General features: G+C 68.5%; 14 protein-coding genes and 3 pseudogenes. 5 read left to right on the plus strand and 12 right to left on the minus strand.

Annotated elements, in window-relative coordinates; all coding sequences use genetic code 11:
* Positions 1-82: 82 nt before the first annotated feature.
* The 3 pseudogenes from H6844_02460 to H6844_02470 all read left to right on the plus strand — a co-directional run bounded on the left by H6844_02460 (position 83) and on the right by H6844_02470 (position 3,583).
* A pseudogene (locus H6844_02460) lies at positions 83-1,486 on the plus strand (FAD-binding oxidoreductase).
* 131 nt (positions 1,487-1,617) lie between these two features.
* Positions 1,618-2,734: pseudogene (locus H6844_02465) on the plus strand (MFS transporter).
* 64 nt (positions 2,735-2,798) lie between these two features.
* Positions 2,799-3,583: pseudogene (locus H6844_02470) on the plus strand (SDR family oxidoreductase).
* A gap of 358 nt (positions 3,584-3,941) precedes the next feature.
* Here H6844_02470 and H6844_02475 read toward each other — a convergent pair.
* The 12 genes from H6844_02475 to H6844_02530 all read right to left on the minus strand — a co-directional run bounded on the left by H6844_02475 (position 3,942) and on the right by H6844_02530 (position 19,205).
* Positions 3,942-4,814 (minus strand): NAD(P)-dependent oxidoreductase, encoded by an 873-nt coding sequence (locus tag H6844_02475; protein ID MCB9928263.1) that lies wholly within the window; start codon positions 4,812-4,814, stop codon positions 3,942-3,944.
* A gap of 11 nt (positions 4,815-4,825) precedes the next feature.
* Positions 4,826-5,665 (minus strand): inositol monophosphatase, encoded by an 840-nt coding sequence (locus tag H6844_02480; GenBank protein MCB9928264.1) that lies wholly within the window; start codon positions 5,663-5,665, stop codon positions 4,826-4,828.
* Positions 5,666-5,676: 11 nt separating this feature from the next.
* Positions 5,677-6,990, minus strand: a complete 1,314-nt coding sequence (gene hflX / locus H6844_02485; protein ID MCB9928265.1) for a GTPase HflX — start codon at positions 6,988-6,990, stop codon at positions 5,677-5,679.
* On the minus strand, positions 6,987-7,253 hold the full coding sequence (gene hfq, locus H6844_02490; protein MCB9928266.1) for an RNA chaperone Hfq: 267 nt from the start codon (positions 7,251-7,253) through the stop codon (positions 6,987-6,989). The genes hflX and hfq overlap by 4 nt, the downstream gene beginning before the upstream one ends.
* Positions 7,254-7,364: 111 nt before the next feature.
* The gene (locus H6844_02495) at positions 7,365-8,033 is read right to left on the minus strand and encodes an HAD-IA family hydrolase (GenBank protein ID MCB9928267.1); all 669 of its coding nucleotides are present in this window, start codon (positions 8,031-8,033) and stop codon (positions 7,365-7,367) included.
* A complete protein-coding gene (locus H6844_02500) occupies positions 8,030-8,896 on the minus strand; it encodes a D-amino-acid transaminase (GenBank protein ID MCB9928268.1) in 867 nt (288 codons plus the stop codon). Before H6844_02500 ends, H6844_02495 begins: the two co-directional genes overlap by 4 nt.
* 12 nt (positions 8,897-8,908) lie before the next feature.
* Entirely contained in the window at positions 8,909-10,285 is a 1,377-nt protein-coding gene (gene trkA / locus H6844_02505; GenBank protein MCB9928269.1) for a Trk system potassium transporter TrkA, read from the minus strand.
* Positions 10,286-10,295: 10 nt separating this feature from the next.
* The gene (locus H6844_02510; GenBank protein MCB9928270.1) at positions 10,296-11,669 is read right to left on the minus strand and encodes a sigma-54-dependent Fis family transcriptional regulator; all 1,374 of its coding nucleotides are present in this window, start codon (positions 11,667-11,669) and stop codon (positions 10,296-10,298) included.
* Positions 11,641-13,917, minus strand: coding sequence for a PAS domain-containing sensor histidine kinase (locus H6844_02515; GenBank protein ID MCB9928271.1), 2,277 nt, complete (start codon positions 13,915-13,917; stop codon positions 11,641-11,643). Before H6844_02515 ends, H6844_02510 begins: the two co-directional genes overlap by 29 nt.
* A 22-nt stretch (positions 13,918-13,939) precedes the next feature.
* Entirely contained in the window at positions 13,940-15,118 is a 1,179-nt protein-coding gene (locus H6844_02520; protein MCB9928272.1) for an amidohydrolase, read from the minus strand.
* Between the two features lie 237 nt (positions 15,119-15,355).
* Positions 15,356-15,700: a hypothetical protein gene (locus tag H6844_02525; GenBank protein MCB9928273.1), complete on the minus strand. Its 345-nt coding sequence runs from the start codon at positions 15,698-15,700 to the stop codon at positions 15,356-15,358.
* Between the two features lie 76 nt (positions 15,701-15,776).
* On the minus strand, positions 15,777-19,205 hold the full coding sequence (locus H6844_02530; protein MCB9928274.1) for a carbamoyl-phosphate synthase large subunit: 3,429 nt from the start codon (positions 19,203-19,205) through the stop codon (positions 15,777-15,779).
* Between the two features lie 324 nt (positions 19,206-19,529).
* Here H6844_02530 and H6844_02535 point away from each other — a divergent pair, with 324 nt between their 5' ends.
* Together H6844_02535 and H6844_02540 are read left to right on the plus strand one after the other, a co-directional pair.
* Entirely contained in the window at positions 19,530-20,597 is a 1,068-nt protein-coding gene (locus H6844_02535) for an efflux RND transporter periplasmic adaptor subunit (protein ID MCB9928275.1), read from the plus strand.
* Positions 20,594-23,674: an efflux RND transporter permease subunit gene (locus H6844_02540; protein MCB9928276.1), complete on the plus strand. Its 3,081-nt coding sequence runs from the start codon at positions 20,594-20,596 to the stop codon at positions 23,672-23,674. Before H6844_02535 ends, H6844_02540 begins: the two co-directional genes overlap by 4 nt.
* The last annotated feature ends 25 nt before the right edge of the window (positions 23,675-23,699 follow it).

The raw sequence follows: 23,699 nt of genomic DNA on the forward strand, positions 1-23,699 counted from the left end.
GCGGCTCCGCTCTTGACCCGGCCGGCGGAACGGGCGTTATCGTAGCCCCGATTGCGCACTCTCGCGCCCGATGGGACGGGTTATGACCGATTTGGCTGCTTTGAAGGCGATTGTCGGGCCGAAAGGCTGGTCTGACAATCCGGACACTCTCGCGCCGCTGCTGGTGGAACCGCGCGGCCTCTACAAGGCGCGGCCCCGCTGCTGCTGCGCCGGAGACCACCGAACAGGTGGCCGCCATCGTGCGCGAATGCCGCGCCGCGGGCATCGCCCTGGTGCCGCAGGGCGGCAATACCGGCCTCTGCGGCGGCGCCTCGCCGGATGCGAGCGGCGAGCAGGTGCTGCTGTCGCTCGGCCGCATGAACCGCATCCGCGCGCTCGACCCGCTCGACTACACCGTCACGGTGGAGGCGGGCTGCGTGTTGCAGACCATCCAGCAGGCGGCCAGCGACGTCGACCGGCTGTTTCCGCTGTCGCTGGGGGCGGAGGGATCGTGCCAGATCGGCGGCAATCTCTCCACCAATGCCGGCGGCATCAACACGCTGCGCTACGGCAATGCCCGCGATCTGGTGCTGGGGCTGGAGGTGGTGCTGCCGGACGGCCGCATCTGGAACGGCCTGCGCCTGCTGCGCAAGGACAACACCGGCTATGACCTGAAGCACCTGTTCATCGGTGCGGAGGGGACGCTGGGCATCATCACCGCGGCCAGCCTGAAACTGTTCCCGAAGCCGCGCGAGGAGGTGACCGCCATTGCCGCCGTGCGCGACGTGCCGGGCGTGATCGAACTGCTGTCGCGCCTGCGCCTGTCGACCGGCGACCAGGTGACGGCGCGTTCGAGTTCATGGAGCGGTTCGGCATCGACCTTTCCATCAAGCACGTCCACGGCGTGCGCGACCCGCTCTCCGAACGGTACGAGCATTATGCGCTGATGCGCTGCTCGGCCGGGCGCGAGCATTCGGGCCTGCGCGAGAGCGTCGAGGAGACGCTGGGCCAGGCCATCGAGGAAGGGCTGGTGCTGGACGCGGCCCTGGCCGAAAGCGAGCAGCAGGCGCGCGACTTCTGGCGCATCCGCGAAGGCATTGTCGAGGGCCAGATCCCGGAAGGCGGCTCGATCAAGCACGATGTGAGCGTGCCGGTCTCGAAGGTGGCGGAATTCATCGCCCGCGCCGACGTGGCGGTGGCCAAGGCCCTGCCGGGCTGCCGCCCCTGCGCCTTCGGCCATGCGGGCGACGGCAACATCCACTACAACGTCACCCAGCCGGTGGACATGGACAGGCAGGTCTATCTGGCCAAGTGGAAGGAACTGAACCACGTCGTCCACGCCATCGTGCTGGACCTGGGCGGCTCGATCAGCGCGGAGCACGGCATCGGCAAGCTGAAGCCGGGACGAACTGGCCGAGGTGAAAAGCCCGGTGGAAATGGACCTGATGCGGGCCATCAAGGGCGTGCTCGACCCCGGCGGCTGATGAACCCGGGCAAGGTGGTGTGACCGGGCAGGGTGATGTGCCTGGGGCGGCAAGCGGCCGGGCCGCTCGCCGAAGAGCCTCCCACCCTTATCGCTGGGCGATCCTGGCGGGTGTCTGGCTGGTCTATTTCAGCTTCGGCCTGACCACGGTTTCCATGGCGCCGCTGGTGGTGCACATCGTGCGCGACCTGGAGATCAGCCATGCCCAGATGGGCGTGGTGCTGGGCGGCTGGCAGCTGGTCTATATCGCCACCGCCGCGCCCTGCGGCACGGTGATCGACCGCTGGGGGCCGCGGGTGGGGCTGCTGCTCTCGGCCGGCTTTCATCGCCACCAGCGCGGTGTTGCGGGCCCATGCGGTCGACTTCTGGACCCTGCTCCTGGCCGTCGGCGTGTTTGGCATTGGCGGGCCCATGGTCTCCATCGGGGCGCCGAAGCTGATCAGCCTGTGGTTCCGGGGGCCGGAGCGCGGCTTTGCCATGGGCGTCTATGTCACCGGCCCGGCGACGGGCGGGATTGTCTCCTATTCGCTCACCAACAGCGTGCTGATGCCCTGGTTCGGCCAGGATTGGCGCAGCGTGCTGTTGCTGCTGGCGGCGGTGGCGCTCGGCTGCGGCCTGCTCTGGCTCGCGCTGTCGGCGCATCCCAGGGCGCGGGCCATTGAGCGCGAGTTGAAGGCCCAGCCGAAGGAGCGGCAACTGACCGTGTTCGCCAGGCTGCTGGCGCTGCCCTCGGTACAGCTGATGCTGGTGATGAGCGTCGGCATTTTCTTCTTCAACCACGGCCTGAACAACTGGCTGCCGGAACTGCTGCGCCAGGGCGGCATGAGCCCGGCGGAGGCCGGCATCTGGGCGGCGCTGCCGACGGCGGTGGGCATACTCGGCGCGCTGACGATTCCGCGCCTGGCGGTGCCGGAGCGGCGGCTGGCGATCCTGGCCGCCCTGTTCGCGGCGGGGGCTGGCCGCCTTGCTGCTGCTGACCGGCGAGGGCGCGGCCATGACCGTGGGCCTGATCGCCCAGGGCATTGCGCGCTCCAGCATGATGACGGTGATGGTGCTGTTGCTGGTGGAAATCCGCGAGATCGGCAGCCGCTATGCCGGCGCGGCCTCCGGCCTGTTTTTCTCCGCTGCCGAGGTGGGCGGCGTGCTGGGGCCGCTGACGCTGGGGCGGTCTATGACGCCACCGGCGCCTTCCAGCCGGCCTTGCTGCTGCTGGCCGCCATCATGGCTGGCCTGGTGCTGTTGCTGCTGCCGCTGCGCCGGCGGCTGGCGTAAGGCCGTGAAGCTGGGCTAAAACCCTGCCACCGACCCCCTACCTTCCTTCAGGAGCCCGTCTTCCATGTCCGCCAACGATCTGTTCGACCTTTCCGGCAAGGTGGCCATCGTCACCGGGTCCACCAAGGGCATCGGCAAGGCCATTGCCGCCCGCTATGCGCAGTACGGCGCCAAGGTCGTCGTCTCCTCGCGCAAGGCCGATGTGTGCGAAGAGGTGGTGGCGGAGATCAACCGCGACTATGCCGACCGCGGCGGCGAGGCCTGGGCCTTTCCCTGCCATGTGGGCGACAAGGCGCGGTTGCAGGCCATGGTCGACGCCACCAAGGAGAAATGGGGCCGCATCGACATCTGCGTGCCGAATGCCGGCGTGAACCCGTATTACGGCCCGGCCATCGACATGCCGGATTCGGCCATGGACAAGATCTACGAGATCAACATCAAGTCGACCTACTGGCTCTGCCATATGTGCGTGCCGCACATTGTCGAGCAGGGCGGCGGCAGCATCGTCATCATCGCCAGCGTCTCGGGCCTGCGCGGCAACGTCCCGATTGCGTTCTACACGGTGAGCAAGGTGGCGGAGCACCAGATCGCCCGCAATCTGGCGGTGGCCTACGGTCCCCAGGGCATCCGCGCCAACGCCATTGCGCCCGGCGTGATCAAGACCGACTTCGCCAAAGGCGCTCTGGTCCGACCAGAAGCGGGTCGACGAGACCAACAGCCGGGTGCCGCTGCGCCGCTTCGGCCATCCCGGACGAGGTGGCCGGCGTCGCCCTGATGCTGGCGAGCGACGCCGGCGCCTATGTCACCGGCCAGGTGATCGACGTCTGCGGCGGCGCCGGCATCATGTGAAGGCGCCTTGGCCCCTCCCGCATTGTGGGGAGGGGCCGAAAGGACGGGGTCAAACGAAAGGACGGGGGCAAACGCCTGGAGCGGTTTCCGTTCGCCTTGGCTTACGGTACCTGCTCCAGTCATTGGATTTTAGGCAATTATCCGAGTCGCACAGTGGTTCCATTGTGCATGAAAATGCCCTGGCGCATTTTCGGCACTGGTTGAGCCACTCTCCCGCCCCATCGCCCGCGCAAGCGGGAGCCCATGCCTGAGAGCTTCTCACAGGACATGGACTCTGTATTTGTCTCTCAGGCATGGGTCCCCGCTTCCGCGGGGACAGGGGAGCGGGGCTGGTGAGCCAGCTGGAAAAGAATCCGCCCTAGTCGTTCATCAGCAGGTGGATCAGGGCGGAGGTGTCGTAGCGGCCGCCGCCGCGGGCCTGGACGGTGGCGTAGAACTGGTCCACCAGCGCCGTCACCGGCAGGCGGGCCTTGTTGCGGTTCGCTTCGGCGAGGCAGATGCCCAGGTCCTTGCGCATCCAGTCGACGGCGAAGCCGAACTCGAACTCGCCCCGGGTCATGGTGCGGCCGCGATTGTCCATCTGCCAGGACTGCGCCGCGCCCTTGCCGATTACCTCCAGCACCTGGTCCGGGTCGAGACCGGCCTTGACGGCGAAGTTCAGGCCTTCCGACAGCGCCTGCACCAGGCCGGCAATGCAGATCTGGTTCACCATCTTGGTGAGCTGGCCGCTGCCGGCCTCGCCCAGCAGGGTGACGGCGCGGCCATAGCAGTCCATGGCCGGCTTGGCGCGCTCGAACGGCGCCTGGTCGCCGCCGCACATGACGGTGAGCGCGCCGTTCTCCGCCCCCGCCTGGCCACCGGAAACCGGGCCGTCGATGAAGTTGAGGCCCATGGCCTTGGCCGCCGCATACATCTCGCGCGCGACTTCGGCAGACGCGGTGGTGTGGTCGACGAACACGGTGTCCTTGCCCATGGCCTGGAACGCGCCGTCCGGGCCGGTACAGACGGCGCGGACATCGTCGTCGGCGCCGACGCAGGCAAAAACCATGTCCTGGCCGGCCGCGGCTTCCTTCGGCGTCGCCGCGCTCTTGCCGTCGTATTGCGCGACCCACTGGGCGGCCTTGGCGGCGGTGCGGTTGTAGACGGTGACCGTGTGGCCGCCCTTGGTGGCCAGGTGGCCCGCCATCGGATAGCCCATCACGCCCAGGCCGAGGAAAGCGACGTTTGCCATGGGGAAACTCCCTATTTTTGGGTTCGACGGGCTTCTTCCGCCAGCGCCGGCAGGATCAATTCCTGCTGCATGGTTTGCCACAAGTCCTCGTCCGGAGTCAGCAGGCAGACATGCCCTCTTTCCGCGGGGCGGTAAGGCGAGCCGTCACCCATGCGGGCCACACCGCCCGCCTCCTGGTGCATCAGCACGCCGGCGGCGTGGTCCCAGGGGTTCAGCCGGGTGTAGACGCCGAAATGCATGCGCCCCTTCAGGCGGGCCAGATATTCCTGGCCGACGCAGCGGGCGTTGAACACATTGCCGAGCCGGCCGCGACCCTGGCCCCAGATGCGGCGGTAGGGCTCGGACTGGCGCACGAAGCGGCCGTAGATCGAGCCGTTCAGCGAGCGGTCCTCCGCCGGGCGCGCCACTTTCAGGCGGCGGTCGCCGAGATAGGCGCCGGCGCCGTGGGTGGCCATCGCCATGCGGTCGGAGAGCGGGTCGTAGATCCAGCCGGCCACGGTCTCGCCCTTGATCACCAGCGCCACGATCACGGCGACGATGGGCAGGCCCTGGGCGAAATTGCCGGTGCCGTCCAGCGGGTCGATCACCCAGACCGGCTCGTCGCCTTCCAGCACGGCGAGCAGGCCGCGGTCGTCGTGCACCGCCTCCTCGCCCACCACCAGCGAGCCGGGCAGGAGCTGCACCAGCGCCTTGGCCAGCGCCGCCTCCATGGCCAAGTCGACCGCGGTGACGAAGTCGCCGGGCGTCTTCTCGCCGATCTCGTCGGCGGTGAGGGTGATGAATTTCGGCACCAGTTCGCGCGCCGCGATCTCGCGGATGACCTGGGCGACGCGATCGGGATCGGGGATCATGACAGCGGACTCTATTGTGCTTCGAGGCCCCGTTCTAACCTTGCCAGGTCGGCCGGGTCCAGGGCGACGGTCAGATGGGCGCCGGCCTCGCGGTCCTCGCGCGCCAGCACCTGGCCGCGGCGATAGAGCCAGGCCAGCGTCTTGCCGTCGGCGTGCGCCACGTCGAGTTCGACCACCGTGCGCTGGGCGGCCAGCGCACGGTCGATGGCGCGCATCAGATCGTCGCAACCGTCGCCGGTCAGGGCCGAGGCCAGCACCCAGGCCTGGCCGTCGACGCGCTCGCGCAGCAGCGCCAGGTCTTCGGGCGGGATCAGGTCGGCCTTGTTCAGCACCTCGATCATCGGCTTGGCGTCGTCGCCGGAAAGGCCGAGTTCCGCCAGCACCTGCTCCACGTCGCGCTTCTGCGCCGCGGAATCCGGGTCGGCGGCATCGCGGACGTGCAACAGCAGGTCGGCCTCGGTCACCTCTTCCAGGGTCGCGCGGAAGGCGGCGACCAGCTGGGTCGGCAGGTCGGAGATGAAGCCCACCGTGTCCGACAGGATCACCGTGCGCCCGCCCGGCAGCTTCACCGCGCGCATGGTCGGGTCGAGCGTGGCGAACAGCATGTCCTGGGCCATCACGTCCGCCCGGGTCAGGCGGTTGAACAGGGTGGACTTGCCGGCATTGGTGTAGCCGACCAGCGCCACCACCGGATAGGGCACCTTCTTGCGGCTGGAGCGGTGCAGGCCGCGGGTGCGCTGCACGTCGGCCAGGTCTTTTTTCAGGCGAACGATGCGGTCGTCGATCAGGCGGCGGTCGAGTTCGATCTGCCGCTCGCCGGGGCCGCCCATGAAACCGGCGCCGCCACGCTGCCGCTCCAGGTGGGTCCAGGAGCGCACCAGCCGGGTGCGCTGATAGGTGAGCTGGGCCAGTTCCACCTGCAACCGGCCTTCGGCCGTGCGGGCGCGGGCGCCGAAAATTTCCAGGATCAGGCCGGTGCGGTCGATCACCTTGGCATCGACCGCGCGTTCCAGATTGCGTTGCTGGGCCGGCGTCAGCTGGCAATCGACGATGACGACGTCGATTTCCTCCATCCGGCAGACCGTCTCGATCTGCTCGACCACGCCGGCGCCCAGCAGGGTCGCCGGGCGCACTTTCTTCACGCCCGCCACCATGGCGTGACGGACGTCCAGATCGATCGCCGCGGTCAGCCCGACAGCCTCCGTCAGGGCCGCGTCAGCAGGCCGCGATGCGGGTTGGCCGGCAATATCGGGATGAACGACGAGCGCGCGCTCCGGCTCGGGTTTGCTGTTGTGAAAGCGCGGTTCGTCGCGGTGTTCGGTCAAACGGCAGCCTCGCCCTCGACAGCATCACCCTCGGGGCCATCCCACAGCATCACGGGCTGGGACGGCATGACGGTGGAAATCGCGTGTTTGTAGACCAACTGGGAGTGGCCATCACGACGCAGCAAAATCGAGAAATTGTCGAACCAGGTGATCACGCCCTGCAGCTTTACGCCATTCATCAGAAAGACGGTTACCGGCAGCTTGTTTTTACGCACATAGTTCAGGAACACGTCCTGAAGGTTTTGTTGTTTTTGGCCGGGCATCGCTCTGCCCCTTTCTTTTTTGCACTGTGGAGTCGGCACGGACAACATTGGGCAGTCGCTATCGTTCCGATAATTGCCAGTCGGACTTGTGATAACGATTCCCAGGTCAAATTAAGAACTGCCAAGGGATAGCACAAGCCTTTGTTGCACTTGCACAAGCCCATCCGCCAGCATGTCGGGCGCCATTCCGGGGGGGAGGACGGCCGGGTTGGCGGCGGCATGCCGCACCACTACCGCAGTGCAGCCCGCGGCGCGCGCGGTTTTCAGATCGGTGGCGGAATCGCCGATGAACCAGACGTCCGGGCCGGGGGCAATGCCGGTCCCGGCCAGCGCCAGATACACCGGCGCCGGGTCGGGCTTGTCGCGCTCGGCATCGGTGGCACCGACCATGGCGTGGAAGCGGTGTTGCCAGCCCAGATGACTGGCTTCCTTGCGCAGATGCCGGCCGCTCTTGTTGGAGACCAGCGCGACGGTCAGCGGCCGGGCGGCATCCAGCAGCGCCTCGGCGCCGTCCAGGACGGTTAGCAGGTCGAGATGGTCGCGCTCGAAGCCGGCGTAGAAAATGTCGCGCGCCCGCTGCCAGTCGTCGCCGAACAACACGGGAAAGCTGTCGCGTTGCGAGGCGCTGATGCGATCCATCGCCTCCGGGCGGCTCCAGGTCGGCTTGCCGAAGGCGGCCAGCGCCTCGTTGATGCCGGAGACGATGGCATCCCAGTTGTCGACCAGGGTGCCGTCCCAGTCGAACAGCAGCGCGCGGGGCCGGGGCAGCGAACCGGTCATGAGGGCATGGCTCCGGTGGCGGAGAAGGTGCGGTAGTGCCCGGCCAGGGCCAGGCTGAGGCTGCCGGGCCGGCCGTTCGCCACCGCGTCGTCGTCGATGCGCACGATGGGGTAGACGCCGGTGGTGGTGGAGGTCATGAACGCCTCGCGCGCGCCCTTGGCCTCGGCGAGGGTGAACGGCCGCTCCTCCACGGTCATGCCCGCCGCCCGCGCGATGCTCAGCACCCGGTCGCGGGTGATGCCGCCAAGAATGGCGTTGGTGGCGGGGTGTGTCACCAGCCGGCCCTCGCCGTCGACGATGAAGGCGTTGGTGGAGCCGCCTTCGGTGACGACGCCGTCGCTTTCGCGGGTGAACCAGGCCTCGAATGCGCCGTGTTCGCGCGCCTTCTGCTTGGCCAGCACGTTCGGCAGCAGCGCCACCGACTTCACGTCGCAGCGTTGCCAGCGGATTTCCGGCACGCTGAGGACGGCCGTTCCGGTCTGCACCTGCGCCTCGCTCGGCAGGCCCTGGCGGCGGCAGGTCATGACCAGGGTGGGCGTGGCCCGGCGCGGGAAGGGGGCGTCGCGGCGGGCCTGGCCGCGGGTGAGTTGCAGATAGACGATGCCCTCGCGCACCCGGTTGCGGCGCATCACCTCGGCCATGACCCGGCGCAGCGCGGCGCGAGGCATGGCCGGCGGCAGGCGCAGCGCGCCGAGCGAGCGGTCCCAGCGGTCCAGATGCGGCAGCTCGTCCACGAACCGGCCCCGGTCGATGGCGATCACCTCATAGACGCCGTCGGCGAACTGGAAGCCGCGGTCCTCGACCGAGACCCGGGCTTCGGCATGGGGGCAATAGCGGCCGTTGACATAGGCAACGCGGCTCATGGGGCACTCTCTTCAGAAATGTTCGATGCTGACGGCAAAGATGCGCTCGACGCGCTTGATGACGGATTCGACGGCAAAGAGGATGACGCGGTCGCCGGCGCGGATGATGGTGTCGGGCCGGGGGATGATCACCTTGCCCTCGCGCACCACCGCGCCGACCATGGCGCCGTGCGGCAGCTTCGAGTCCGAGAGCGGCTTGCCGACAATGCCGGACGATTCCATGGCCTCGATGTCGATGATCTCGCCGAACTGGTCGCCGATGGAATGCACCGCCCGCACCCGGCCGCGGCGGACATGCTGCAGGATGATCGAGGCGGTGATGGCGCGCGGGTTGATGACCACGTCGATGTCGAGCGGCTGCAACAGCGCCGAATAGGCCGGGCGCGTCACCAAGGCGATGGCCTGGTTGGTGCCGAAGCGCTTGGCGAGCAGGGCGGACAGGATGTTGGTTTCGTCGTGATCGGTCACCGCGATGATGGTGTCGGCCCGCTTGGCGTTGGCCTCCTCCAGCAGGTCCGGGTCCATGGCGTCGCCGTTCAGCACCGTGGTGCGCGGCAGCCGTTGCGCCGCGGTCTGGGCGCGGGCCGGATCCAGCTCGATCAGCAGGGCGGAAATATCGCGGTCTTCTTCCTCGATGATGCGCGCCAGGCGCTGGCCGATATTGCCGCCGCCGATGATCAGCACCCGGTGGCTTTCCGGCTCTTCCAGCCCGACCGCGGCCATGGCGCGGGGCACGTGCAGCGTGTCGGCGACGAAATACAGTTCGTCGCGGGGGAAAAGCTGGTCCTGGTCGCTGGGCACGAAGCCCCGGCCCTCGCGCACCACGCCGACCGCCTGGATGTTCAGATCCGGGAACAGGGCGGTGAGCTGGCGCAGCGGCGTGTTGATGATCGGGCAGTCCTCGCCCAGGCGCACGCCGATCAACCGCACGGCATTGTCTGCCAGTTCGATCATCTCGATGGCGCCGGGGGCGTGCAGGCGGCGCATGATCGCGCGTGCCACCTCCTGCTCGGGCGAGATGATGACGTTGATCGGCAGGCCCTCCTCGCCGAACAGCTTCGCCCAGCGCTCGGACGAATATTCCTGGTCGCGCACGCGGGCGATCTTGGTCGGGATGTGGAACAGGGTGTGGCCGACCATGCAGGCCATCATGTTCACTTCGTCCGACACGGTGGCGGCGATGATCATGTCGGCGTCGGCCGCGCCCGCCTGCTCCAGCACGCCGGGGCGCGAGGCGTAGCCGACAATGCCGCGCACATCCAGGCTATCGTCCAGGCGCCGAATCAACTCCGGCGACTGGTCGATCACCACCACGTCGTTTTCCTCGCTCGACAGGTGGCGGGCCAGGGTGGTGCCCACCTGACCGGCGCCGCAGACGATCACTTTCATGGTTCAGCGCTCACGGCCGTTCGCTCCCGACGGTCAGGCCCAGGGATTTGAGCTTGCGATGCAGGGCGGACCGCTCCATGCCGACGAATCCCGCGGTGCGGGAAATGTTGCCGCCGAAGCGGGTGACCTGGGCCAGCAGATATTCCCGTTCGAAATGCTCGCGCGCCTCGCGCAATGGCATCCCGACCAGCTCCGCCGCCAGGCTGGCCTCGCCTTCGGCCAGTCGGCCGGTGATTTCCGGGGGAAGGGCATCGGTGCCGATGGCGTCCTGATCGCCGGCCATGATCAGCATCCGCTCCATGGTGTTGCGCAACTGCCGCACATTGCCCGGCCAGTGATAGGCTTGCAACTGTGCCATGGCCTCTGCGGTGACATGGCCCGGTTGCCGCCCGGTGAGGCGGGCGGCCAGCGCCAGGAAATGGGCGGCGAGGTCGGGGATGTCGTCGCGCCGGGCGTTGAGCGGCGGCACGTCGATCGGCACCACCGCCAGGCGGTAGAACAATTCCTGGCGGAACCTGCCGGCCTCCGCCGCCGCCTGCAGGTCGCGGCTGGTGGTGGCGAGCACGCGCACCTGGACCTGGACCGGGGCGATGCCGCCGACGCGCACGAACGACTGTTCCTGCAACACGCGCAGGATCTTGGCCTGGGTTTCCAGCGGCATGTCGGAGATTTCGTCCAGCAGCAGCGTGCCGCCATGGGCCTGTTCGAACAGGCCGATACGGCGCTGGCCGCTGTCGGTTTCCGCACCGAACAGCTCGATCTCCATCGTCTCCGGCGCGATCGACGCGCAGTTGACGACGACGAACGGCCCTTCGGCCTGGCGCGAGGCCATGTGGATCTGGCGGGCCACCACCTCCTTGCCGGCGCCGCTGGGGCCGGCGATCAGCACGCGGCTGTTGGTCGGGCCGACCTTGGCGATGGCCTGGCGGATGGTCTTCATCGCCGGCGATTGGCCGATCAGTTCGACGTCGATGCCGGCGCGCAGGCGCAGTTCTTCCACCTCGCGCCGCAGGCGGGCGTCGGCGAGGGCGCGCTCGACCACCAGCAGCAGCCGGTCGGTCTTGAACGGCTTTTCGATGAAGTCGAAGGCGCCGCCGTGAATGGCGGAGACCGCCATTTCGATCGTGCCGTGGCCGCTGATCATGACCACCGGCACGTCCGGCACGGCGCTCTGAAACTCCTGCAGCAGTTCGATGCCGTCGAGCCGGCTGCCTTCCAACCATACGTCGAGGACGATCAGGTTGGGGCGCCGGCCCGCGACCGCCGCCAGCGCCTGATCCGCGCTGCCGGCCTGCCGGGTTTCGTAGCCTTCGTCTTCCAATAATCCGCTGATGAGGAGGCGAATGTCAGCCTCGTCATCGACCACCAATATGTCGTACGCCATGCTCCTGGCCCTGTGACGGCAGCCGGTCGGCGATGGTCACGCACACAAGGGCACCACCGCCTGAGGCATCGAGGAATACCAGATTCCCTCCGTGATCGGAGGCGATTTTTTGCACGATTGCGAGTCCAAGCCCCGTACCGCGCGCTCTTGTTGTCACATAAGGATCGGCCAGGCGGTCGCGCAAGTGCGCCGGAATGCCAGGGCCGTTGTCGGTGACCTCGATGATGGTTTCGCCGTCGCCCTGGCGGAGCGCGACCGTGATGCGGCCGGGCGGGGCGGCCTCGCCCTCCTCCTCGGCCCGGCGCTCGATCGCCTCGGCCGCGTTCTGGAGCAGGTTGGTGAACACCCGCGCCAGTTGTTGCGGATCGCAGGTCACCTGGAGCGGGTCGGGCTCGCTCGTCAGGGCGAAGGCGATGGAGGGGGCCGCGTTCTGTTGCAGCGCGATGGCCTCGCGGGCAATGGCCGTCAGGTTGCTGGGCGTCGGCCGGGGGGCCGGCAGGCGGGCGAAATTGGAAAACTCGTCCACCAGCTGGCGCAAGCCCTCCACCTGCCGTACGATGGTGTCGGTGCAGAGCTGGAAGGTCTCCGGGTCGTTGCTGACCTGGGAGAGATAGCGCCGTTTCAGACGCTCGGCCGACAACTGGATCGGGGTGAGCGGGTTCTTGATCTCGTGGGCGATGCGCCGGGCGATGTCGGACCAGGCGGCCTTGCGCTGGGCGTCCAGCAGTTCGGTGATGTTGGTGAAGGTGACGACGCTGCCGGCATCGCCGCCGGTCTCCGCGGTCACGCGCACCAGGAAGGTGCGGGTGCCGTCGGGCGTGGGGTAGTCGATCTGGCCTTCGGTCGTGCTGCCCTTCCAGCGCCGGGCGCGCTCGATCAGCGGGCCGATGTCCGACAGCAGATCGGCCAGCGGCCGGTCGCGGTATTCGTCGAGATCGATCCCCAGCAACTGGCTGGCCATGCGGTTGGGAAAGCGGATGCGGTCCTCATGGTCCAGGCCGACCACGCCCGCCGACACGCCGGCCAGCACCGCCTCGGTGAACATGCGGCGCTGGTCGAGCTGGCGGTTCGCTTCCACCAGTTCCTGGCGCTGGGCCAGGAGTTGCTGGGTCATGCGGTTGAAGGTTCGGCCGAGCGTCTGGAACTCCGCCACCTCCCCCATCGGGCCGAGCCGCACTTCCAGGTCGCCGGCCCGCACCCGCTCCGCCGCCTCGACCAGGGCGGCGATGGGGCGGGTGAGGCGGCCGGCGAAGACCAGGCCGAACCAGACCGCCACCACCACCAGCAGCAGGGTGAGCATGGCAAAGATGACGGCGAAGGTCAGCTCGATATCGCCGCGTTCGGTTTGCAGGCGCTGGAAGCGGCCGACGGCGGCGCGCACGTCGGCGACATGGCGCAGCACCTCCTGGTCGACGGCGCGGGCGATATAGAGAAAGCGCTCCGGCTCGCCGTCCAGTTTCACCAGGCCGCGCAGCTGGTCGCCGGAATGGCCGACGACCACGGCCACCTGTCCGTTGCGGGCCTCTTCTATGGCCCAGTCGGGCACCAGTTCCCGCGCCATGGACGCCAGGTCGCCGACGCGGGCTGCCACGGCGCCGTCGGCGGAAAAGATGATCGCCGCCTGCAGGCCGCGCCAGCGCAAATGGCGTTCCAGGAAGGCGGTGAGCGCCTCTTTGGTGTCGCCGATTTCGGCGCGGTCGCGGCGCAGGTCGGCCGCCACGGCCAGCGTGTCGCGGGCGGCGGCGCGCCCGTGCTCCTGCAAATAGGCATCGGCCACGGTCAGGGAGTCGCGCAGCGCCTCGTCCACCTGCTGGCTGAACCAGCCCTGCAGGCCGAAATGCAGGAAGACGACGCTGAACGTGGTCACCAGCACCGTCGGACCGCCGGCCATCAGGCTGAACAGATAGACCAGCCGGACGTGCAGGCCCGAGCCGGCCAGGCCGCGCCGCCGTTCGCCCCAGAGCTTCACCACCCGGCGCGTGACCAGCACCGCCACGGCCAGGAACAGCACCAGGTCCAGATTGAGCAGCGCCAGCAGCACCGACGGGGTTGCGGGCAGAAAGGTGGCCGAGCCGCTGAAGACCGTATAGGTCAGCAGCGAGGCGATGAAGGCCGCCACCACCAGGGCCAGTCCCAGGCGCTGGCCCAGGCGCCAGCGTTTCCACAACGCCCTGAGCCGCCCGGCCGGACGGGGTGGCGTCGGTGGGGCGGCGGGGTCGGTGGGGTCGGTTGGCGCGGTCGTCGTCACGCCCTTTCGCCTAGCGCGGTTCTCAACCCCGGGCAAGCTCCTGCTCGACCAGCATGGCCCAATAGCTGGCGCCATAGGGCAGGGCCGCGTCGTTGAAGTCGTAGCGCGGATTGTGCACGACGACGCTGCCGTATTCGCCGGGCGCGCCGTTGCCGAGGCGGATATAGCAACCGGGTTTCTCGTTCAGCATGAACGAGAAATCCTCCGAGCCCATGCCCTGGGGCGCGTCGGTGGAGACCTTGTCCTCGCCCAGCAGGGCCCGGCCGACGGCGGCGCATTTTTCCATGTGGGATTCGTCGTTGACGGTTGGCGGGTAGCGGCGTTCGTAGCGCACGGTGGCCGTGGCCTCGTGGGCGGTGGCGATGCTCTCGGCCAGCGCCCGCATGCGCGCCTCGGTCTGGTCCTGCACCTCCGGCTTGAAGCAGCGCACGGTGCCGCGCAGCACCACCTGCTGCGGGATCACGTTCCAGGTGTCGCCGCCATGCACCTGGGTGACGCTGACGACGACGCTGTCGATCGGGTTGACGTTGCGGCTGGCGATGGTCTGGAGGCCGAGCACGATCTGCGCCTGCACCACCACCGGGTCGACGCCCTGGTTCGGCCGGGCGGCGTGGGTGCCGTAGCCCTCCACCACGATCTCGAAAATGTCATAGCCGGCCATGGCTGGGCCGGCGCGCATCGCCATCTCGCCCACTGGCATGCCGGGCGAGTTGTGCATGCCGTAGACCGCGTGCGCTGGGAAGCGGTCGAACAGCCCTTCCTCGACCATGACCCGGCCGCCGCCCTCGTTCTCCTCCGCCGGCTGGAAGATGAAATAGACGGTGCCGTCGAAATTCCGGCTTTCGGCCAGGTATTTGGCCGCGCCCATCAGCATGGTGGAGTGGCCGTCATGGCCGCAGGCGTGCATTTTGCCGGGGATTTGGCTCTTGTGCGCCACATCGTTGGCTTCGAGAATGTCGAGCGCGTCCATGTCGGCCCGGAGCGCGATGGTGCGGTTGGAACTGCCGTTGCGCAGCACGGCGACGATGCCGGTCTGGGCGATGCCGCGGTGGATTTCGTCGAGGCCGAAGGTTTCCAGCTTCTCGGCGATATAGTCGCTGGTCCAGTGTTCCTCGAACGCGGTTTCGGGATGGGCGTGCAGGTCGCGCCGCCAGCCGGTCATCTCCTCGTGCAGGTCGGCGATGCGGTTGATGATCGGCATGGGGGGTCCTTCGCGGCAGGCGGTTTCGGGCACACCCGATGGTGGCGCGGCGGGGGGCGGATGTCCAGGGCGGGGCGGTGCGCGCGGTTCCCGCGCATGGTGTACCCCGGCCGCCGCGAAGCGGGGAGCCGGGGCCGCTCGCAGTCGCGAACACCGGCGGTTGTGGTGTTCGAAGGATGACACCGGCCCCGGATCGGCGCTCCGCACCGTCCGGGGTACGCGACGTTTCCGGCAGCGCTACCGCGCGAAGCTGCTGCGCAACTGGGCCGCCCAGCGATCCCGGATGCGGGTGATGACCCAGATCGAGCGGAACGTGCCCAGTTCGGAGCCGTCGGCGTGGAAGCGGGTGAATTCCATGGCGAGATGCACCTTTTCCGCCTCCGCCTGGATCACGTCCCGGCGGTTCCACTGGCTGCGCGCCCAGCCCGCGCCGGCGCGGGCGTAGAAGTCGTCCAGATAGGTGGCGGGCGTCTGCCAGACCTTCATCGCGCTGCCGGCGAGGCGGTAGTGCGGGAAGTGCAGGGTGGCGGCCAGGCCGTCCGGGTCGCGGGCGTTCAGCGCCGCCATGTGCGCGTCGACCACGGCGAGGCGTTCTGGATCGCCGCCTGGATGTCGGCGGGGAGGTCGGTTTGCGGGGGGAGGGGCATGGGGCGGCCTCCTACCACGTGTCGATCCAGGAATGCTTCTTGCCGTCGCGCGGTTTCGGCGGCGGCGAGGCGCGGAGGCCAGCCAGGACCCAGTCGCGGGTATCGGCGGGGTCGATGACGTTGTCGATCTCGAAATTGGTGGCCGTGGTCAGCGCCTTGCCCTGGTCGTACATGCCGGCGACCTTCTCCTCGTAGACGCGGCGGCGTTCCTCCGGGTCTTCGATCGCCGCCAGTTCGTTGCGGTAGCCGAGCTTGACCGCGCCCTCCAGCCCCATGCCGCCGAATTCCGCCGTCGGCCAGGCGACCGAGAAATAGGGCGCGTGGAAGCTGCCGCCGGCCATGCCCTGGGCACCGAGGCCATAGGACTTGCGCAGGCTGACGGTGAAGAAGGGCACGCTCAGATTGGCGCCGATCACGAACACGCGGCAGCAATGGCGCACCAGCGCGGTCTTCTCGTGCTCGGGCCCGACCATGTTGCCGGGGGTGTCGACCAGGAACAGCACCGGAATGTCGAACGCGTCGCAGAGTTGCAGAAAGCGCGCCGCCTTGTCCGCCGCCGGCGAGTCGATGGCGCCGCCCAGATGCTTGGGGTTGTTGGCGATGACGCCGATGGGCCGGCCCTCGATCCGGGCAAGGCAGGTGATCATGCCGGGCCCGAACGCCTTGCGCAGCTCCAGCACCGAGCCCTGGTCGCAGAGCGTCTCGATCACATCCCGCACCTCGTAGACGCGCAGGCGGTTTTCCGGCACGGCGCGGCGCAGCCAGCGCTGGTCCGCGGCCTGCCAGTCCGACACCGGCCCCTGGAAGTAGGAGAGGTATTGCTTGGCGACGGCCACCGCCTCGGCCTCGTCCTTGACCGCGATGTCGACGACGCCGTTCTTGGTCTGCACGTCCATCGGCCCGACCTCTTCCGGCGTGTAGACGCCCAGGCCGCCGCCCTCGATCATCGCCGGGCCGCCCATGCCGATGTTCGAGCCCTCGGTGGCGATGACGACGTCGCAGCAGCCCAGCAGCACGGCGTTGCCGGCGAAGCAGCGGCCGGTGGTGATGCCGACCATCGGCACCAGGCCGGAAAGCTTGGCGAACAGGTTGAAGGCCGGGATGTGCAGGTCGGCGGAGAAATACTTGTCGGTGTCGCCCGGCCGCCCGCCGCCGCCCTCGGCAAAGATCACCAGCGGCAATTGCATCTCCGCCGCCAGGGCGAACATGCGGTCCTTCTTGTGGTGATTGTTGAAGCCCTGGGTTCCGGCCAGCACGGTGTAGTCATAGCTCATCACCAGGGCGCGGGACTGCGTGTCCGCAAAGCGGTCGCCGTTGATGTGGGCGAGGCCGGCGATCAGGCCATCCGCCGGCGTGCGGTCGATCAGCTCTTCCATGGTGGAGCGGTTGCGCCGCGCGGCCACCTGGAAGGCGCCGTATTCGTGGAAGGAGCCGTCGTCGACCAGATCGGCGATGTTCTCGCGCGCGGTGCGGTGGCCGGTCTTGCGCCGGCGGGTGACGGCGTCGGGGCGGTTTTCGTCCAGGGTCTTGGCGCGGCGGGCCTCCACCTCGGCCAGGTCCGGGCGGATGGCGTCGAGGTCGATCTCCTCCTCTTCCGCCGCCTCGCCGGTCTCCACGTCCGCCGGCTCGACAAAGGCAAGGGCGTGGTCCTCGAACACGGTTTCGCCCGGTTCGACCGCGATCAGGCGGACAATGCCGCTGACCGGCGCGGCGATCACGTGCTCCATCTTCATGGCTTCCATGATCAGCAGCGCTTCGCCGGCGACGATGGTCTCGCCCTCGGTCCTGGCGAGCGAGACCACGGTGCCCTGCATCGGCGCGCGCACGGCCTCGGTGCCATCGGGGCCGTCCGGGCCGTCGGCGCTGGCGTCCGCCGCGCCGGGAGCGGCGGCACCGGGCTGGGCGGCGTCGGCCTGGGCATTCGGGTTCTGCTCGCGGCCCAGCACCAGCACCGCCAGCGGATCGTTCGGGTCGACGCGCGGGCCGGCCCGCTTGGCGTCAGACGGCGTGGCGGCGGCGAAGTGCAAGGGCGGGGCGGTGGGCGTCTGCAACAGCTCGTCGATGGTTTCCTCGATGAAGCGGGTATAGGTGGCGCCGGACCGCACCCGCTCGTGCGCCACGATGCGTTGCAGCACCGGCAGGTTGGTGGCCACACCGCCGATGCGGAAGCGGCGCAGCGCCCGCTCCGTGCGCCGCAGCGCCTCCGGCAGGCCGCCATCCGTCTTCCCGTTCCCGGGGGCGTGGACGATGACCTTGGCCAGCAGCGAGTCGAAGCGCGGATTGGTGCGGTAGCCGGTATAGCCGTAATGATCCACCCGCACGCCCGACGGCGGGTCGAAGGCGGTGAGCGTGCCGCCGGTCGGCCGGGCCGAGCCGTCCGGCTGCATTGCCTCCAGATTGACCCGCGCCTGCACCGCATAGCCGTTCGGCTGCGGCGGCCGGGCCGGATTCAGGCCCAGGCTCGCCAGCGACCTGCCGTCGGCGAGCGCCAGTTGGATCTGCACCAGGTCCAGGCCGGTGACACACTCGGTCACCGTGTGCTCCACCTGCAGACGCGGATTGCATTCCAGGAAGGCGATGGTGGTGTCGGCGCCGCGGTCGTCGCCGTCCACCAGGAATTCGAACGTGCCGAGGCTCCTGTACTTCACCGCCGCGGCCAGGTCGGAGGCGGCCTGGTGCAGGCGTTCGCGCACGGCGGGGTGCAGGTTCGGGGCCGGGGCGATCTCGACGATTTTCTGGTGCTGGCGCTGGATCGAGCAGTCGCGCTCGCCCAGCGCGATCACGCCGCCGGAGCCGTCGCCGGCCACCTGCACCTCGATATGGCGGGCGTGCGGCAGGTATTGCTCGATGAATACGTCGGAGCGGCCGAAGGCGGTGCGGGCCTCGGACTGGCTGCGCTCGAAGGCTTCGGCCAGGTCGTCCTCGTGGTGGATCACGCGCATGCCGCGGCCGCCGCCGCCCGCCACCGCCTTCAGCATGGCCGACGTGCCCGGCTCCAGGCCGGCAAAGAAGGCGCGGGCGACGTCCAGCAGGGTGGGGCCGTCGGTGCCCGGCAGCAACGGCACGTCCCGCTCCGCCGCCAGGCGCCGCGCCTCCACCTTGTCGCCGAACAGGTCGAGCTGCTCCGGAGTGGGGCCGACAAAGGTCAGGCCGGCGGCGGCGCAGGCGCGGGCGAAATCGCCGTTCTCCGCGAGGAAGCCATAGCCCGGATGCACCGCGTCGGCGCCGGCATTGCGGGCGGCCTGGACCACGCCCGCAATGTCGAGATAGGCGGCGGGGCCGGAGCCCTCCAGCGGCACCGCCCGGTCCGTGACGCGGGTGTGCAGGCTCTGGGCGTCGTCCTGGCTGTAGACCGCGACGGTCTCGATTCCCAGATCGGCGGCGGTCTGGGCGATGCGGATGGCAATCTCGCCGCGATTGGCGATGAGCAGGCGCTGCATGGCACTCCCTGTTGCTGGCAACGGACGGTTTTCGCCAGCATAGCCGCTGCGGGCGATCCGACCAGAGGGCACGCGCGGCGTGGCGGCCGTTGCGGGACCGCGCCCGCGGCTGGTGCGCTCGAAGGCCTGCGGCGGCGATGGCAAGACGACATTTCCGGCGCCTGCAGTCGGTCTGCCATGTACAATTGTATACAAATTCACACTTGGAGGCCGGACATTGTAGCGCTACTTTCCGGCGTCACGATCCAGATGAGGATGATCGGGTTGATTCTGAGCGTTCGCCCCGACCGGGCCCTGGTATTGCCGCATAGGCGTTTGTTGCTCGTGGTGGCGTTGTCGGGCCTCTGGTTGGCCGCGACGGCCGTTCCGTCCGACCCCGCCCTGGCCCAGGCCGCCAAGCGGCTGGTGGCGGTGGAGGCGGTCACGCTCCAGCCGCAGGTGGTGGTGGAATCCGTCTCGTCCGTGGGCGATCTGGCCTCGGAGGCCTCGGTCATCGTGCGGCCGGAAATCGCCGGCCGGGTGACGGAAATCGGCTATGTCGAAGGCGCCAGGGTCGAGGCCGGCGCCGTGCTGGTGCGCCTGGACGATGCGATCTACCGCGGCGAACTGGACCAGGCCAAGGCCCGGCGCGACCTGAGCGCCCGCAATTACGAGCGCGCCAAGGCCCTGAACCAGCGCGGCCACAGCAGCGAGCAGGCGCTGGACATCGCGCGCGAGGAAGTGCGGGTGAACGAGGCCAGCGTCGAACTGGCCGAGGCGCGGCTTCAGAAAACCATCATCACCGCGCCCTTTGCCGGCGAGGTCGGGCTCAGCGCCATCAGCGTCGGCGACTACATCAAGGCCGGCGACGATATCGTCAACCTGGAACAGATCGTGCCGCTGAAGGTCGATTTCCGCCTGCCGGAGCGCTATTTGCGGCTGGTCGCCGTGGGGCGGCCGGTGGATATCACGCTGGATGCGTTCCCGGGCAAATCCTATCTGGGCGAGGTCTATGCCATCGACCCGCGCATCCGCGCCAACGACCGCAGCATCGGCGTGCGGGCGCGACTGCCGAATGCCGAGGGCCGGTTGCGCCCCGGCCTGTTCGCCCGCGTCCGCATGATCGTCGACCGCCGCGACCAAGCGCTGGTGGTGCCGGAGGAAGCCCTGGTGCCGCGGGGCGACCACCGCTTCGTCTTCCGCATTATCGACGGCAAGGCCGTGCTGACCGAGGTGAAGATCGGCCTGCGCGAAACCGGGAAGGTGGAGATCGTCGAGGGCCTCCAGGCCGGCGATGTCGTCATCACCGCCGGCCAGGCCAAGGTGCGGGAGGGATCGGCGGTGCGCATTGTCGGCGGCAATGCCGGACCCCAGGGCAAGGTTTCGTCCGCCGCCGAAGGGTCCGCCTCATGAGGTTGCCGGAACTCTGCATTCGCCGCCCGGTGTTTGCGACCGTTCTGAGCCTGATCCTCTGCCTGGTCGGACTGGTCAGCTATCAGCGCCTGACCGTGCGCGAATACCCGGACGTCGACACCCCCGTCGTCACCGTCCAGACCACCTATCGCGGCGCCGACGCCAACATCGTCGAAAGCCAGGTGACCAAGGTGCTGGAGGATTCGCTGGCCGGGATCGAGGGCATCGACTTCATGACCTCGATCAGCCGGCCGGAAAGCAGCCAGATCACGGTCACCTTCAAGCTGAACCGCGATCCGGATGCGGCGGCGGCCGACGTGCGCGACCGGGTCGGCCGGGTGCGGGGGCGGCTGCCGGACGAAATCACCGAGCCGGTGATCGCCAAGGTCGAGGCCGACGCGCGGGCGATGATGTATCTGGCCTTCACCAGCGAACGCCACACGCCGCCGCAGATCAGCGACTATGCGGATCGCTATGTCACCGACCAGTTGCAGATCCTGCCCGGCGTCGCCTCGGTCCGGATTTTCGGCGAGCGGCGCTATTCCATGCGGCTCTGGCTCGACCCGGACCGGCTGGCCGCGCTCGACCTGACGCCGCTGGATGTGGAGGAGGCGCTGCGCAGCCAGAATGTCGAAATCCCCGCCGGCCGGATCGAAAGCACGAACCGCGAATTCTCGGTGCTGTCCAAGACCGGGCTTTCCACGCCGGAACAGTTCGACAATCTGGTGCTGCGGCGCGGGCCGGACTATCTGGTGCGGCTCTCGGACGTCGGCTATGCCGAGGTGGGGCCGCAGGACACGCGCCGGGTGGTGCGCTTCAACAACGAGACCGCCATCGGCCTCGGCGTCATCAAGCAGGCGACCGCCAACCCGCTGGACGTATCCCATGCGGTCTATGCGGCGCTGCCGGCCATTTCCGCCTCCTTGCCCGAAGGCATGCAGGTGCATGTCGCCTATGACTCGACCGTGTTCATCGACGAGTCGATCAACAACGTCTACCACACCATCGCCGAGGCGGTGGTGCTGGTGGTGCTGATCATCTTCCTGTTCCTGCGCTCCGGCCGGGCGACGCTGGTGCCGATCGTCACCATCCCGATCGCGCTGATCGGCGGCTGCGCACTGATGTATCTGTTCAACTTCTCCATCAACACGCTGACGCTGCTGTCCATGGTGCTGGCCATCGGCCTGGTGGTCGACGACGCCATCGTCATGCTGGAAAACATCTATCGCCATGTGGAGGAAGGGGCGACGCCGTTCGAGGCGGCGCTGAAGGGCAGCCGCGAAATCGGCTTCGCCATCATCGCCATGACCCTGACCCTGGTGGCGGTCTATGTGCCCATCGGCTTCATGGCGGGCGCGACCGGGCGCCTGTTCACGGAATTCGCCTGGACGCTGGCCGGCGCGGTGCTGGTCTCGGGCTTCGTCGCGCTGACGCTGTCGCCGATGATGTGCTCGCGCCTGCTGCGGCCGCACACCGCCCGGCACGGCGCGTTCTTCCGGGCGTCCGAGCGGGTGATGGACGGCATGGCCGGCGGCTATCGCTGGGCGCTCGGCCGGGCGCTGCGGCTGCGGCCGGCGGTGCTGTTGCTGGGGCTGGCGGTGGCCGGGGCCGGCTATCCCCTGATGGCGAACCTGAAATCGGAGCTGGCGCCCTATGAGGACCAGGGCATTATCCGCCTGTTCTTCAGCGCGCCGGAAGGGGCGACCATCGACTATACCAGCCGCTATGCCGCGCAGTTCGAGCCGATGGTCGACGCGATCCCGGAAATCGAACGCCGCTTCGTCGTCTCCGGCTATCCGACCGTGTCGCAGGGGCTGATCTTCATCAGCCTGGCGCCGTGGAGCGAGCGCGAGCGGTCCGCGGCCCAGGTGGCGGCGGCGCTGGCGCCGAAGGTGGCGCAGGTGGCCGGCGTGCGGGCCTTTCCGATCCTGCCGCCGTCGCTCGGCCAGTCGCGGCACTCCAAGCCGGTGGAAATCGTCATCGGCACCATCGAGCCCTACGAGAAGCTGGACCAGTGGGTCGAGCAGATCCGTGCCAAGGTGGACTCCTATCCCGGCCTGATCAATGTCGACACCGACCTGCAACTGAACACGCCGCAACTGCGCATCGACATCGCCCGCGACAAGGTGGCCTCGCTGGGCGTGGACGTGGCCCGCCTCGGCCGCACCATCGAAACGCTGCTGGGCGGGCGCGAGGTGACGCGTTACGAGCAGGACGGCGAGCAGTATGACGTGATCGTGCAGATGGCGGACATCGACCGCACCAACCCGGACGACCTGAACCGGATCTATGTCAAAACGCCCAGCGGCACGTTGACGGCGCTGTCCAACCTGGTGTCGATCACCGAGACCGTGGCGCCGAAGGAGTTGAACCATTTCAACCAGCTGCGCTCGGCCAAGATCACGGCGAACCTGGCCCCCGGCTACTCGCTGGCGGATGGGCTGGCGGTGCTGGAAAAGGCGACGCGCGAGGTGGTGCCGGCGGCGGCGCGGATCGACTATTCCGGCCAGGCGCGGGAATACAAAAGCTCCAGTTCCGGCATTTACCTGACCTTCGTGCTGGCGCTGGCCTTCATCTTCCTGGTGCTGGCGGCGCAGTTCGAGAGCTTTGTCGACCCGTTCATCATCATGCTGACGGTGCCGTTGTCGATGACCGGCGCACTGCTGGCGCTCTGGCTGGCGGACGGCACGCTGAACATCTACAGCCAGGTGGGGCTGGTGACGCTGATCGGCCTGATCACCAAGCACGGCATCCTGATCGTCGAGTTCGCCAACCAGATGCAGGCGCGCGGCGTCGACGCGAGAACCGCGGCGATAGAGGCGGCGGCCCTGCGCTTCCGGCCGATCCTGATGACCACGGGGGCGATGGTGTTGGGCGCCGTGCCGCTGGCGATCGCCACCGGCGCTGGTGCGCAGAGCCGGCACGACATCGGCTGGGTGATTGTCGGCGGCCTGCTGGTCGGCACGTTCTTCACCCTGTTCGTGATCCCGGCGGTCTACACCTATCTCGCCCGCAAACCCCGGCACACGCAGGTTGCGGAGCAGGTGGGGACGTCGGCGCCGACAGCGGCCGAATAGGGCGCACGGCGCCGGCGCACTAGGC

It is taken from the genome of Alphaproteobacteria bacterium (assembly GCA_020638555.1).
In the GTDB taxonomy this organism is placed as follows: domain Bacteria; phylum Pseudomonadota; class Alphaproteobacteria; order Bin95; family Bin95; genus JACKII01.

Coding starts and splice junctions, on each gene's coding strand:
- H6844_02530 (MCB9928274.1), bottom strand. CDS start 19,205: ATGCAGCGCCTGCTCATCGCCAATCGCGGCGAGATTGCCATCCGCATC.
- H6844_02520 (MCB9928272.1), bottom strand. CDS start 15,118: ATGCCGATCATCAACCGCATCGCCGACCTGCACGAGGAGATGACCGGC.
- H6844_02475 (MCB9928263.1), bottom strand. CDS start 4,814: ATGGCAAACGTCGCTTTCCTCGGCCTGGGCGTGATGGGCTATCCGATG.
- H6844_02495 (MCB9928267.1), bottom strand. CDS start 8,033: ATGACCGGTTCGCTGCCCCGGCCCCGCGCGCTGCTGTTCGACTGGGAC.
- H6844_02480 (MCB9928264.1), bottom strand. CDS start 5,665: ATGATCCCCGATCCCGATCGCGTCGCCCAGGTCATCCGCGAGATCGCG.
- hfq (MCB9928266.1), bottom strand. CDS start 7,253: ATGCCCGGCCAAAAACAACAAAACCTTCAGGACGTGTTCCTGAACTAT.
- H6844_02510 (MCB9928270.1), bottom strand. CDS start 11,669: ATGGCGTACGACATATTGGTGGTCGATGACGAGGCTGACATTCGCCTC.
- trkA (MCB9928269.1), bottom strand. CDS start 10,285: ATGAAAGTGATCGTCTGCGGCGCCGGTCAGGTGGGCACCACCCTGGCC.
- H6844_02540 (MCB9928276.1), top strand. CDS start 20,594: ATGAGGTTGCCGGAACTCTGCATTCGCCGCCCGGTGTTTGCGACCGTT.
- H6844_02500 (MCB9928268.1), bottom strand. CDS start 8,896: ATGAGCCGCGTTGCCTATGTCAACGGCCGCTATTGCCCCCATGCCGAA.